The organism is Amycolatopsis sp. lyj-108 (assembly GCF_046549005.1).
Classification (GTDB): Bacteria; Actinomycetota; Actinomycetes; order Mycobacteriales; family Pseudonocardiaceae; genus Amycolatopsis.
In genome coordinates this window covers 1-12,802 of record NZ_JAJPWQ010000010.1, presented here as the reverse complement: position 1 = coordinate 12,802, position 12,802 = coordinate 1, and the positions used below count along the sequence as shown (strand labels likewise).

14 protein-coding genes are annotated in these 12,802 nt (G+C 67.6%); 7 read left to right on the top strand and 7 right to left on the bottom strand.

Going from position 1 to position 12,802, the window contains the following annotated elements; translation table 11 throughout:
- Positions 1–29 precede the first annotated feature (29 nt).
- Complete coding sequence (locus ACLJO0_RS30750) at positions 30–773, top strand: GAF and ANTAR domain-containing protein (RefSeq protein ID WP_410582758.1); 744 nt, start codon at positions 30–32, stop codon at positions 771–773.
- Here ACLJO0_RS30750 and ACLJO0_RS30745 read toward each other — a convergent pair.
- Both ACLJO0_RS30745 and ACLJO0_RS30740 read right to left on the bottom strand, forming a co-directional pair.
- The gene (locus ACLJO0_RS30745; protein ID WP_410582267.1) at positions 770–1,909 is read right to left on the bottom strand and encodes a Gfo/Idh/MocA family protein; all 1,140 of its coding nucleotides are present in this window, start codon (positions 1,907–1,909) and stop codon (positions 770–772) included. The two genes, ACLJO0_RS30750 and ACLJO0_RS30745, sit on opposite strands and share 4 nt — an antisense overlap.
- Before the next feature lie 146 nt (positions 1,910–2,055).
- A complete protein-coding gene (locus tag ACLJO0_RS30740; RefSeq protein ID WP_410582265.1) occupies positions 2,056–2,424 on the bottom strand; it encodes a MerR family transcriptional regulator in 369 nt (122 codons plus the stop codon).
- 64 nt (positions 2,425–2,488) lie between these two features.
- Between ACLJO0_RS30740 and ACLJO0_RS30735 the strand changes: the two genes are divergently transcribed.
- Positions 2,489–3,715: an MFS transporter gene (locus ACLJO0_RS30735; protein WP_410582264.1), complete on the top strand. Its 1,227-nt coding sequence runs from the start codon at positions 2,489–2,491 to the stop codon at positions 3,713–3,715.
- Here ACLJO0_RS30735 and ACLJO0_RS30730 read toward each other — a convergent pair.
- The gene (locus tag ACLJO0_RS30730; protein ID WP_410582263.1) at positions 3,636–4,532 is read right to left on the bottom strand and encodes a LysR family transcriptional regulator; all 897 of its coding nucleotides are present in this window, start codon (positions 4,530–4,532) and stop codon (positions 3,636–3,638) included. The genes ACLJO0_RS30735 and ACLJO0_RS30730 overlap by 80 nt on opposite strands.
- Before the next feature lie 87 nt (positions 4,533–4,619).
- On the opposite strand from ACLJO0_RS30730, the gene ACLJO0_RS30725 reads away from it, so the two are divergent.
- Complete coding sequence (locus ACLJO0_RS30725; protein WP_410582262.1) at positions 4,620–5,960, top strand: aspartate aminotransferase family protein; 1,341 nt, start codon at positions 4,620–4,622, stop codon at positions 5,958–5,960.
- 38 nt (positions 5,961–5,998) lie between these two features.
- Here ACLJO0_RS30725 and ACLJO0_RS30720 read toward each other — a convergent pair whose 3' ends face one another.
- From ACLJO0_RS30720 to ACLJO0_RS30710, 3 genes are all read right to left on the bottom strand, one after another.
- Positions 5,999–6,301 (bottom strand): alpha/beta fold hydrolase, encoded by a 303-nt coding sequence (locus ACLJO0_RS30720; protein WP_410582261.1) that lies wholly within the window; start codon positions 6,299–6,301, stop codon positions 5,999–6,001.
- Positions 6,244–6,435, bottom strand: a complete 192-nt coding sequence (locus tag ACLJO0_RS30715) for an alpha/beta fold hydrolase (protein WP_410582259.1) — start codon at positions 6,433–6,435, stop codon at positions 6,244–6,246. Before ACLJO0_RS30715 ends, ACLJO0_RS30720 begins: the two co-directional genes overlap by 58 nt.
- Before the next feature lie 74 nt (positions 6,436–6,509).
- Positions 6,510–7,376, bottom strand: a complete 867-nt coding sequence (locus ACLJO0_RS30710) for a bile acid:sodium symporter family protein (protein ID WP_410582258.1) — start codon at positions 7,374–7,376, stop codon at positions 6,510–6,512.
- A gap of 168 nt (positions 7,377–7,544) precedes the next feature.
- Here ACLJO0_RS30710 and ACLJO0_RS30705 point away from each other — a divergent pair, with 168 nt between their 5' ends.
- Positions 7,545–8,090: a DM13 domain-containing protein gene (locus tag ACLJO0_RS30705; protein WP_410582256.1), complete on the top strand. Its 546-nt coding sequence runs from the start codon at positions 7,545–7,547 to the stop codon at positions 8,088–8,090.
- On the opposite strand, the gene ACLJO0_RS30700 is transcribed toward ACLJO0_RS30705, so the two are convergent.
- Entirely contained in the window at positions 8,087–8,716 is a 630-nt protein-coding gene (locus ACLJO0_RS30700) for a TetR/AcrR family transcriptional regulator (protein WP_125792306.1), read from the bottom strand. The two genes, ACLJO0_RS30705 and ACLJO0_RS30700, sit on opposite strands and share 4 nt — an antisense overlap.
- 60 nt (positions 8,717–8,776) lie before the next feature.
- Here ACLJO0_RS30700 and ACLJO0_RS30695 point away from each other — a divergent pair, with 60 nt between their 5' ends.
- The 3 genes from ACLJO0_RS30695 (at position 8,777) to ACLJO0_RS30685 (ending at position 12,478) form a co-directional block, all read left to right on the top strand.
- A complete protein-coding gene (locus ACLJO0_RS30695; protein WP_410582254.1) occupies positions 8,777–9,208 on the top strand; it encodes an RpiB/LacA/LacB family sugar-phosphate isomerase in 432 nt (143 codons plus the stop codon).
- A gap of 262 nt (positions 9,209–9,470) precedes the next feature.
- Positions 9,471–11,108, top strand: coding sequence for a glycosyl hydrolase family 18 protein (locus ACLJO0_RS30690; RefSeq protein ID WP_410582252.1), 1,638 nt, complete (start codon positions 9,471–9,473; stop codon positions 11,106–11,108).
- A gap of 11 nt (positions 11,109–11,119) precedes the next feature.
- Positions 11,120–12,478: a cellulose binding domain-containing protein gene (locus ACLJO0_RS30685; protein WP_410582251.1), complete on the top strand. Its 1,359-nt coding sequence runs from the start codon at positions 11,120–11,122 to the stop codon at positions 12,476–12,478.
- Positions 12,479–12,802 lie beyond the last annotated feature (324 nt).

The following is a 12,802-nucleotide window of genomic DNA, read 5'->3' as shown; positions in this document are numbered from 1 at the left end:
AAATCCGCCGTCCGAGGGAAAGGGCCATGATGGATCAGTTTCGCGACACCGCTTCGGCGTTGCGGGAGCTCACCGAGTCGATGCGGCTCGACGAGCCCCGCGACGAGTTGCTGGAACGGGTGGCGAAGAAGGTGGTCGGCCTGCTGCCGGGCGCGGACGGGGCGACGGTCACCCTGTACTCGGGCGACGAGCCGAGCACCGTCGCCGTCACCGACGACTCGCTGCTGCCCCTGGACAAGGCGCAGTACAGCGCGGACGAAGGCCCCTGCCTGAAAGCCGCCGAAAGCGGCACGATCGTCCGGACCCGGCTGGACGGCGAGACCGCCGGACGCTGGCCGGATTTCGCGGCCGCGGCCGAACAGCTCGGCGTGCGGACTTCGCTGTCCTGTCCGCTGTTCGTCCCCGACGACTCCCACATCAAGCGGCGCGAGACCGAGTCGCTGGCCGGCGCCCTCAATGTCTGGAGCTTCGAGGAGAACGCCTTCGACCCGGTCGAGGCGGCACTGGTCGCGATGTTCACCTCGGCGATCTCGGCGATCATCCTGACCGCGTCCCGCTGGGCCGCCGCCGAACGACAGGCGGAGACCCTGGTCGCCGCGTTGGAGACCAGGGACGCCATCGCCACCGCGAAGGGCATCGTGATGGCACGTCTGGAGCTGAACGCCGAAGAAGCCTTCCGCTGGCTCACCGAGGCGTCACAGCACACGAACCGCAAGATCCGGGAGATCTCCGTGCTGATCGCCGAAGACCCGGGCGCGGTTTTCGGCCGTTAGCCCAGCGAGATACGGCGGTTCTCGCGTGACGACTCCAGACCGGCTTCCGCGAGCCGGATGCCGCGCACCCCTGCCATGAAGTCGTAGGGGTGCGGCGCGTCCTCCACGACGTGGCGGACGAACTGCTCCCACTGTGCGCGGAAACCGTTGCCGAAGTCCTCGTTGTCCGGCACTTCCTGCCACTGCGAACGGTACGACCGCGTCTCGGCGAGGTCCGGGTTCCACACCGGCTTCGGGGTGGCCTCCCTCGGCTGGATGACGCATTTGTGCAGGCCCGCGACCGCGCTGCCCTTGGTGCCGTCGACCTGGAACTCGACCAGTTCGTCGCGGTGGACCCGCACGCACCAGGACGAGTTGAGCTGGGCGATGATCCCGCCTTCGAGCTCGAAGATCGCGTACGCGGAGTCGTCGGCCGTCGCGGCGTACCGGTCACCCTTCTCGTCGACGCGCTCCGGGATGTGCGTGACGGCCTTCGCGGTCACGGCGTTGACGGCGCCGAAGAGGTTCTCCAGCACGTAGTTCCAGTGGCAGAACATGTCGACGACGATGCCGCCGCCGTCTTCGGCGCGGTAGTTCCAGCTGGGACGCTGCGCCGCCTGCCAGTCGCCCTCGAAGACCCAGTACCCGAACTCACCGCGCACGGAGAGGATCTGGCCGAAGAAGCCGCTGTCGATCAGGCGCTTCAGCTTGAGCAGGCCGGGCAGGTACAGCTTGTCGTGGACGACGCCGTTCTTGACCCCGGCCGCCTCGGCGTGCCGTGCCAGCGCGAGCGCGCCTTCGACCGATTCGGCCACCGGCTTCTCGGTGTAGATGTGCTTGCCCGCGTCGATGGCGCGGATGATCGACTTCTCGCGGACCGCGGTCAGCTGCGCGTCGAAGTAGAGCGGGAGGTCGTCGTCGCCGAGCGCGGCGTCGAGGTCGGTGGTCCAGCGGGTGAGCCCGTGCCTGGTGGCGATCTCCTCGAGCTTGTCCGCGTTGCGCCCCACCAAAACCGGCTCCAGCTGGACCCGCGACCCATCGGCCAGCTCGACCCCGCCGGCCTCCCTGATCGCCAGGACCGAGCGCACCAGGTGCTGCCGATAGCCCATCCGCCCGGTGACGCCGTTCATCACGACGCCGAGTTTCCGCGTGGTCATCCGTTCTCCTTTGAAAGCGCTTTCCTGCCCACATCCTGAAAGCGCTTTCTCACCCTGTCAAGACCGGAGGGAGCTGAAGGGGACTTTCCCCACATGAGACGCGGTGAAGGGCGCTTTACCCGCATCGGATGCGGGGAAAGTCCCCTTCAGCCCGGCTCGTAGGCGCGGACGGCGTCGAGGTACTCGGTGATGGCGTCCCGGTTGCGCAGCAGGCATTCGGCACGCCGGGTCATCCGGTCGCGTTCGGCCTCCAGGGTCTCGAGCATCTCCCTGGTCGCGTCCGGGAAGTAGATCTGCCGGGGTTTGTCCAGGCACGGCAGGATCTGCTTGATGATCCTGGTCGGCAGCCCGGCGTCGAGCAGCCCGCGCACCTGGATGACCCGGTCCACCGAAGACTCGCCGTAGTCGCGGTAGCCGTTGGCCTGCCGCTCCGAGATGATGAGACCCTGCTCTTCGTAATACCGCAGCAGACGGCGCGACGTCCCCGTCCGCTCCGACAGCTCCCCGATCCGCATGTGCGCCACCTCACCCCGGACGACTTGACCTTCACATCTATGTGATGGTTCGAGCATACGGATCATGACTCCGAAACTCCCGCTCGGCGCCCTACTCGCGCTGACCACGGCGGCGTTCGTCACCGTCCTCACCGAAGCCTTGCCCGCGGGTGTACTGCCCGCGATGAGCGCCGGCCTCGGTGTCGGCGAAGCGGCGACAGGGCAGCTGGTGACGGTGTACGCGATCGGCACCGCGCTCACCGCGATCCCCTTGTCCGCCGCCACCGCGGGCTGGCGCCGCAAACGTTTGCTTCTGGCCGGCGTGGCCGGTTTCGCCGTCGCCAACACGGTCACGGCACTGTCCACGAACTACCCACTGACGCTCGGCGCGCGGTTCGTCGCCGGGATCGCGGCGGGCGTGGTCTGGGCGCTGCTGACCGGTTACGCCCGGCGGCTGGCGCCGGAACCGGTGCGGGGCAAGGCGATCGCCATCGTGATGACCGGCATCCCGCTCGCGCTCTCCCTCGGCATCCCCGCCGGCACCTTCCTCGGCGGCCTCTTCGGCTGGCAGGTGACGTTCTCGCTCATGTCGGCGCTCGCGGTCGTCCTGCTCGGCTGGATCACGCTGGCGGTCCCCGATTTCCCCGGGCAGGCCAAGGGCGGCAGGCTCCCGGTGCGCAAGACCCTCGCCGTGCCGGGCGTGGCCGCGGTCCTGTTCGTGACGCTGACGTTCGTGCTGGCACACAACATCCTCTACACCTACATCGCCGCCTTCCTCCAGCACGTGTCGATGGGCGGCTCGGTGGATCGGATCCTGCTGATGTTCGGGCTGGCCTCGATGGTCAGCATCTGGTCGGTCGGCCTCCTCATCGACCGGCGGCTGCGCCCGCTGACCGTCGCGAGCACGCTGCTCGTAGCGCTCGGGGCGACGATTTTGGCTCTGCTGGGCGAAAGTCCAGCGCTGGTCTACGTCGCCGTGGCACTGTGGGGGCTCGGCTGGGGCGGGATCCCGACACTGCTGCAGACCGCGGCCGCGCAAGCGGGCGACAAGGGCGGCGCGGCGGACATCGCGCAGGCCATGCTGGTCACCCTGTGGAACGCGGCGATGGCGGGCGGCGGGATCGCCGGCGGCGTCCTCCTCGACGGCTTCGGCGCCGGTTCGTTCCCGTGGGGTGTCCTGGCGCTGCTCGTGCCGACGCTGGCCGTGGTGCTGGTGGCGCGTCGGCACGGGTTCACAGCGGCAGTTCCGGATGACTCCGGAGCGCCTCGAGAACCAGGTCGGCAGCGGCGCGAGGCGCGGACCCGCGCCTGATCGCCGCGGTGATGGCGCGGTCGACCGGCGTCGCGAGCTCACGGGTGACGACGCGGTAGCGCCGGTCGACGGCGAGGCCGGGCAGGAGAGCGATCGAATGCCCGGCCTCGACGTGTTGCAAGGTCATCATGTAGTTGCTGAACCGGGCGATCACGCGCGGCTCGAAACCGGCTTCGCGGCAGAGCCGGGTGGCGAGGTTCGCCATGTACGACTGGGGGATGTCGAACGCCCATGGCTCGCTCGCGTAGGCGGCGAGGTCGGCAGGGCCCCGGCCCGCGGCCGGATGACCGGGCGGCACGACGAGCACGATCGGGTCGGTCGCGAGCGGTACGAGCTCGATGTCGGGGCCCAGCGGCTGCTCGACGAAGTCCGTGGTGGTGATGATGACGTCGGCGTCGCCGACGCGGAGCGCGGGCATGCTGACGTGCGGTTCGAGTTCGAGCAGTTCGATCTGGAGACGCGGATGTGAGCGCGCCAGCCGGTTGACCGCGGGGACGGCGATGGTGTGGATCGAACTCTGGAAGGCGCCGAGGCGGACGAGCCCCGCCGGCCCCTCGCCGAGACCCCGCAGCTCGGCCTCGACGGTGTCCATGTGGTCGAGGACCTCCCTCGCGCGGCGGGCGAGCATCCGCCCGGCCGGGGTCAGCCGGACGCGGCGGCCGGTGCGTTCCAGCAGCTGGGTCCGCGTTTCGGCCTCGAGGACCGCGAGCTGCTGGGACACGCTCGAAGCGCTCAGGTTGGCCGCCTTCGCGACCGCGCGGACAGTGCCGAGCGTTTCCAGCCTGCTCAGCAGGCTGAGCCTCCAAGGGTTGAGCATGGACGCCATTGTTGTACGGATCGGCCGAACAGCACAGCCGGAATCGTGAGCTGGACGTGTCGCTCGGATCCGTTTTACCGTCGAGACATGGCTGCTCCCCACACCGACCTGTCCACCGACCGTTTCTGGGCCGACGCCGACCGGCACCTCGTGCGCTATGCCGGGGCCGGCGACTTCACCCGCGAGATCATCGACCACGCCGCCGGGAGCTACCTGTTCACCGAGTCCGGGCGGCGGATCCTCGACTTCACCTCCGGGCAGATGAGCGCGATCCTCGGGCATTCGCATCCCGAGATCGTCGAGACCGTGCGGCGGCAGATCGGCTCGCTCGACCACCTGTTCAGCGGGATGCTGAGCCGCCCCGTCGTCGACCTCGCGCGACGGCTGGCCGAGACCTTGCCGTCACCGCTGGAAAAGGCGTTGCTGCTGACTACCGGGGCGGAGTCGAACGAGGCCGCGATCCGGATGGCGAAACTGGTGACGGGCAAGCACGAGATCGTGTCGTTCGCCAGGTCGTGGCACGGGATGACGCACGCGGCGGCGAGCGCGACCTACAGCGCGGGCCGCAAGGGTTACGGCCCGTCCGCGCCCGGCAACTTCGCCATCCCCGCGCCGAATTCCTATCGGCCGGACTTCCTCACACCGGATGGGGAACTGGACTGGAAGCGGCAGCTGGACTTCGGCTTCGAGATGATCGACGCCCAGTCCGTCGGCAGCCTCGCGGCGTGCGTCGTCGAACCGATCCTCAGCTCGGGCGGGATCATCGAGCCGCCTGTGGGTTATTTCGCCGCTCTGCAAGAGAAGTGTCGCGAACGCGGGATGCTGCTGATCCTCGACGAGGCACAGACCGGCTTGTGCCGCACGGGAAACTGGTATGCCTTCGAGCGCGACGGCGTCGTCCCCGACATCCTCACGCTGTCCAAGACGCTCGGCGCGGGACTGCCGCTGGCGGCGGTGATCACAAGCGCCGAAATCGAGCAGGAAGCACATGACCGCGGCTACCTGTTCTTCACCACGCACGTCGCGGACCCGTTGGTGGCGGCCGTCGGGAACACCGTGCTCGACGTCCTCACCCGCGACCGCCTCGACGAACGCGCCACCGAACTGGGTGCCTTCCTCCGCCGCGGCCTCGACGACCTCGCCACCCGCCACGCGGTCGTCGGCGACATCCGCGGCCGCGGCCTGCTGGTCGGCGTGGAACTCGTCGTGGACCGTGCCACCAAGCAAAGCTCCGACGAACTGGGCGCCCTGGTCACCCGGCGCTGTCTCGAACTGGGGCTGCACATGAACATCGTGCAGCTGCCGGGAATGGGCGGCGTCTTCCGGATCGCTCCCCCGCTGACCGCGACGGAGGACGAACTGGCGGAAGGGCTGGGGATCCTGGACAAGGCGATCGGTGACGCCGGCGCGCGCTGGTCTGGGTCGTGAGTGTTTTCGCAGTCGTGAGGATGCCGTGTCCTTACCACTCACGACCCACTGAACTCGCGAAGTAACCGAGCCACCTCGCCTGGCCGCTCCAAGAACGGCGAGTGCCCGGCGCCCTCGACGACCTCCACACGATCCCCGACCGCCGAGTACCGGGCGAAAGTCTTTTCACAGTCGTAAAAACGGTCCCGCCGTCCGAGAATCACCAAGAACGGCAACGCCAAAGCCGTCGCCTGCGCGGTGACGGCGTGATCGGCCAAGTCCTGCAAGGGATCGTCGAACCAGCTCACCCGCCGGAATCGCGAGGCGAACCGGGTCCACCGCCGATGGGCGACGACTCGCACGCCTGTCCGATCAGGACCAAGGAACCGACTCGCGGGGAAATCGCGGCCAGTGCCAAGGCGACATCCGCACCGAAGGAATGACCGGCGACCAGCACATCCTCGACGTCCAACGCGTCGAGAACGGCTGCCACCATGCGTGCCTGCGACGCCGCGTCGAGACCGGAAGAACCGCCGGTACATCCGTGTCCCAGGCACACCCCAACGTAACTCAGACCGGCGCGCTCACCTTGCTGCGGGACAACAGGAAGGCCGCGATCCCGGCGGGCAGGAACATGAGCACGCCGTAGATCCCGGCCGGTACGGCCATCGCCTTGTCGCCGAGCACGGAGATCGCCACCGCGATGGCGAGTGTGGCGTTGTGGACACCGATCTCCATGGCGGACGCGATCGACTGCCCGCGGTCCACCCGGAACAGCCGCGGCACGTAGTACCCGATCGCGAGACTCAGCACGGAGAGCACCAGCGCCACCGGCCCGAGCGTCCAGATGTTGTCCACCAGCGTCCGGAACTCCTGCGCGATCGCCGCCGCGATCACCAGGACGAGCACCACGGCGGAGCCGATCTTGACCGGTTTGCGCATCCGCTCGGCCCAGTCGGTGAACCGGTGCCGCACCGCCATCCCGATCACGACCGGGATCAGCACGATCGCGAACACCTGCACGAACTTCGCGGGCTGGAGCCCGACAGAGGCACTGCCGTCGAGGAAGTGGGCCATCGACAGGCCGACCACCAGCGGCAGGGTGAACACGGCCAGCACCGAGTTGATCGCCGTGAGTGTGACGTTGAGGGCGACGTCGCCGCCGGCGAGGTGGCTGAACAGGTTCGCCGACGTCCCACCGGGTGAGGCGACGAGCAGCATCATGCCGACCGCGAGCACACCGCCGAGCCCGAACAGCATGATGAGGCCGACGCAGATCACGGGCAGCACGATCATCTGGCACACCAGCGCGATGACGGCGGCCTTCGGGTACTTCAGCACGCGCGTGAAGTCGCCGACGGTCAGGGTCAGCCCGAGCCCGAACATGACCAGCGCCAGCGCTATCGGCAGGAGAATGGAAAACATCGCCGAACCCATCGAGGGCCTCCGTCCGATATGCCCTTTTCAGCTCGGCAATCGTGTCAAGCGGCGTGACCCGGGTCAAGGCACCGACACCCAGCCGTGACCCCGCCCGATCGGCACCGTAAGAGTTCGGTAACCGCCCGAACCGGGCGATCCGGACGGTTCGCGCGGTTGAATGTCCCCATGAGACGCAAGCGGGTGCTCGCCGTACTGGCGGTCGGACTGGTGGTGGCGGTGGCCGCGGGCCTCTACTGGTTCCAGCCGTGGAAGCTCTGGGTGAACGAAACGGTCCAGGAGGCCCTGCCCGTCGCGGCCCAGCCGTCGGCCCAGCCCACGACGCAGACCTCCGGAAGTGCCACGCCCGCCCCGAAAGAGCCCGCGGTCGTGGCCACCGGCGCACTCATCAGTCACGAGCACACGACCAGCGGCGACGTCCGGATCCTGCGCGCGGCCGACGGATCACTGGTGCTGCGCCTGGAGGATCTCGACACGAGCAACGGACCGGATCTGCGGGTCTGGCTCACCGACGCGCCGGTCATCCCCGGCAAGGGCGGCTGGTTCGTGTTCGACGACGGCGCGTACGTGAGCGCCGGGAAACTCAAGGGCAACAAGGGAAGCCAGAACTACACGCTGCCAGCCGGCACCGATCTGGCGCGGTATTCGAGCGTGACCATCTGGTGCGAACGGTTCAGCGTTTCCTTCGGCGCGGCCGAGCTGAAGAAGGTTTAGGCGAGTCTGTCCACTGCGTACTCCATCTCCGCGCGGACGGCACGCAGATCGATGCCGCCGGGATCGATGATCGCCGCCACGGCGATTCCGCGCAGCTGCCCCACGAGCGCGGCCGCGTACGCGTCCGGGTCGCGGACGCCGCTGATGGAGCCGTCCGCGATCCCGGCGGCGACGGTCTGCGCGATGGCGAACCGGTACCGGCGATCGGCCTCGGTCATCGCCGACCGCACCGCGGGATCGCCGACGGTCGCGTCCGTCCACAGCACCACGAACGCCCGGTTCAGCGGCGGCATGTCGGTGAGCAGCTCGAAGAAGATGTCCAGCAGGGCGCGCAACATGTCCATCGGACTCGGCGTCAGCCCGCCGGTCCGGGTGGCGACGGCGGCACTGAAGACGTCGGCGAACTTCTCCGCCGCGAACTCGACGAGCCGCTGGACCAGCGTCTCCTTCGAGCCGAACAGCTGGTAGACGACGCCGCTGGGATAGCCGGTCCTGGCGCAGATCATGCCGATCTTGAGCCGGGCGAAGCCTGCCTCGCCGATGAGGCGGGCGGCGGTGTCGAGAATCCGGGTCCGTGCGATCTCCTGGTCACGCTGGACCTGGCGCTCCTCCGCAGACGAGTCCACGCCGCGATCCTCCCATGACTTCCGGTTCGTCACCCGTCGACGCGGCGTTACGATCCGGACATGAGGATCGCCTTCGCCGCCGACGACCGCAACGCCACCACCGACGCCGTCCAGGCGTATCTCGCCGAGGCGGGCCACGAGGTGTTCCGCCCGGTGACGTCGGACGTCTGGCCGGAACTCGGCGCGGCGGTCGGCAGGGCGGTCGTGGCGGGCGAGGCCGATTTCGGCGTGGTGATGTGCTGGACCGGGACGGGTACGGCCATCGCGGCCAACAAGGTCCCCGGGGTCCGCGCGGCACTGGCCTGGGACACCTGGATCGCCGCCGGCGCGCGCAAGTGGAACGACGCCAATGTGCTGGCGCTGAGCCTCAAGCGGCTGGCACCCGACGTGGCCGTCGAAATCACCGAGGTGTTCCTTTCCGGCGTGCTGCCCGACCCCGACGAATCCGCGAATATCGCCAGGCTCGGCGAAATGGACGAATTCCGCCGCTGAACGGCAGCGAACCAGTGAACGATTAACGCTGTCGAACGTATTAGGCCGTTCGCAGGAAAATCACCACTCTACGTAGTGACGCTTCCCATATTGGTCCAGACCACGTACCGTCTCCCGCAACAAAGCGTTCTCCCGTGGAGGTGGTCGATGAAGACGCATCCCCGCCTGCCCGGCTCCGGCCGCGGCAACGCGATGTCGCCGATTTCCCTTTAGCGAAATCATCTCCAAGATCATTTCCCTGCACCGGGTTGTAAGGAGTGAAATGTCGAGAAAAAGATGGCATCTGGTCGGCCTGTTCACGGCCGTGGCGGCGCTGGTGGTCGGTCTGGTGACCGTGCCGGCGAACGCGGCCGGTGGCGTCGGAGCCACCCTGACCAAGGGCTCGGACTGGGGCTCCGGCTGGGAAGGCAAGTACACGATCACCAATAACTCGGGATCGAGCCTGACCAACTGGACCCTCGAGTTCGACCTCGCGGCGGGGCACTCGATCGCCTCGCTGTGGGACGGCAGCTACACCGTCTCCGGCCAGCACGTGACCGTCAAGAACACCTGGAACGGCAACCTTTCCAACGGCGGTTCCACCAGCTTCGGCTTCAACGTCAAGTACTCCGGCGCCTACACCGCGCCCGCCAACTGCAAGATCAACGGTGGTTCCTGCGACCCGGGTGGCGGCAACCCGACCACGACGCCGACCACACCGACCACCACGACGTCCAATCCCCCGACGTCGACCAGCACGAGCAACCCGCCGACCACCACGACTTCGAACCCCAACCCCGGCGCGAAGAAGAACCTCGGTTACTTCGTGCAGTGGGGCGTCTACGGCCGCAACTATCACGTGAAGAACATTCACACTTCCGGTTCCGCGGCGAAGCTGACGCATATCAACTACGCGTTCGGCAACGTCACCAACGGTTCCTGTTCGGCGAATGACGACACCTACGCCGACTACGACAAGTTCTACGACGCCGGGTCCAGTGTGGACGGTGTCGCGGACTCGTGGGACGCGGGCTCACTGCGCGGTAACTTCAACCAGCTGCGCAAGCTGAAGAAGATGTACCCGGGCCTGAAGGTGCTGTGGTCGTTCGGCGGCTGGACCTGGTCCGGCGGCTTCGGCCAGGCTTCGAAGAACCCGGCCGCGTTCGCGGAATCCTGCTACAAGCTGATCAAGGACCCGCGGTGGGCCGACGTCTTCGACGGCATCGACATCGACTGGGAGTACCCGAACGCCTGCGGTCTCACCTGTGACACCAGCGGTCCCGCCGCGATCAAGAACGTGGCCCAGGCGCTGCGCACCAAGTTCGGTTCCTCGTTCCTGGTCACCGCCGCGATCACCGCGGACGCCAGCAGCGGCGGCAAGCTCGACGTCGCCGACTACGGCCCCGCGTCGGCGTACTTCGACTGGTACAACGTCATGACGTACGACTTCTTCGGCGCTTGGGCGGCGCAGGGTCCGACGGCCCCGCACTCGCCGCTGACCTCGTACCCTGGCATCCCGCAGCAGGGCTTCAACTCCGACGACGCCATCCAGAAGCTCAAGGCCAAGGGCGTCCCGGCGAGCAAACTGTTGCTGGGTATCGGTTTCTACGGCCGAGGCTGGACCGGTGTCACGCAGGACGCACCGGGCGGCACCGCGACCGGAGCGGCACCGGGCACCTACGAGGCGGGCATCGAGGACTACAAGATCCTCAAGAACAGCTGCCCGTCGACCGGCACCGTCGCGGGCACCGCGTACGCGAAGTGCGGCAACAACTGGTGGAGCTACGACACTCCCGCGACCATCAACGGAAAGATGGGCTGGACCAAGAACCAGGGTCTCGGCGGCGCGTTCTTCTGGGAACTCAGTGGTGACACCTCCAACGGCGAACTCGTCTCGGCCATGCGCAACGGCCTGAACTGAGGAGTCTGACAGTGGGCAAGCGGACTTGGATCCAGGCCGTCGGCCTGGCCGCCGCTGCCGCAACGGCCGGCGCGGTCCTCGTGATCGCGCCGGCCTCCGCGGCCGGCGGCGTCGGCGCCGCCTTCAGCAAGGGTTCCGATTGGGGCTCCGGCTGGGAGGGCAAGTACACGATCAGCAACAACTCCGGATCGGGCCTTCCCACCTGGACGGTCGAATTCGACCTTCCCGCGGGACACTCGATCGCTTCGCTGTGGGATGGCAGCTACTCGGTCTCCGGACAGCACGTGACAGTGAAGAACACCTGGAACGGCAACCTTTCCAACGGCGGTTCCACCAGCTTCGGCTTCAACGTCAAGTACTCCGGGGGCTACGTCGCCCCGGCGAACTGCAAGATCAACGGTGGTTCCTGCGATCCGGGCGGTGGTGGCCCGACCACGACGCCGACCACGCCGACCACGACCTCTCCGACGACGACCACGAGCACCCCGCCGCCGCCCGGCGGCCGTGGCGCGCCGTATCTGTACATGGGCTGGGGCAGCCCGCCGAACCCGCAGACGGTCATGAACGCGACCGGGATCAAGTGGTTCACGATGGCGTTCATCCTGTCGTCCGGTGGGTGCAATCCCGCTTGGGACGGCAGCCGCCCGCTGCAGGGCGGCGTCGACGCGAACGCGATCGCGCAGATCAAGGCGGCGGGCGGGCAGATCGTGCCGTCCTTCGGCGGCTGGAGCGGCAACAAGCTCGGCCCGAACTGCTCGACGCCCGAAGCGCTCGCCGGGGCCTACCAGAAGGTGATCGACGCCTACGCGCTCAAGGCGATCGACATCGACATCGAGAACACCGACGAGTTCGAGAACGCGGTGGTGCAGGACCGAGTCCTGAACGCGCTGAAGATCGTGAAGGCGAACAACCCCGGTATCCAGACCATCCTCACCTTCGGCACGACGACCAGCGGCCCCAACTCCTGGGGCCAGCGGCTGATCGACCAGTCGAAGGCGCTGAACGCCGGAATCGACGTCTACACGATCATGCCGTTCGACTTCGGCGGTGGCGCGGACATGTACGGGAACACCATCAAGGCGGCGAACGGCCTGCGCGACAAGCTGAAGTCGACCTTCGGGTGGAACGACGCCACGGCGTACAGCCACCTCGGCATCAGCGGGATGAACGGTCTTTCGGACCAGCGGGAACTGACGAGTCTCGACACCTGGACCCGGATCACCGACTGGTCCAAGACCAACAAGATCGCCAGGCTCGCGTTCTGGTCGACCAACCGTGACCGGGGCTGTCCCAACGGAGGGGTCGCCGAGAACTGCAGTGGCATCGCTCAGAACGACTGGGACTTCACGCGGATCACCGCGGCCTTCTGACGTCCCCTTGAACTGCGGGCTCGCACCGATGCTGCACGGTGCGGGCCCGCTCCTTGCGTCCGCAATTCGCCATCTACTTGCGATGGATGCGCGCGCAAGGACCGCATCCAGGGGACTAATTGCGCGGTGGGTGGTCGCGATCCGGGCCGCACTTTCCGTGAAGGCCTCCTTGAGGGACTCTGGGTCCCTCAAGGAGGCCTTCACGGACCTGCGCAAGTAGGTGACTACTTGCGAAGAGGGCCTTCACGGCGGCGCCGATGGGGTTCTTGGTGTGCCTCGCGGGTCAAGACGTGTTGCGAAAGTGGCTTTCGCAACCGCCTCCTG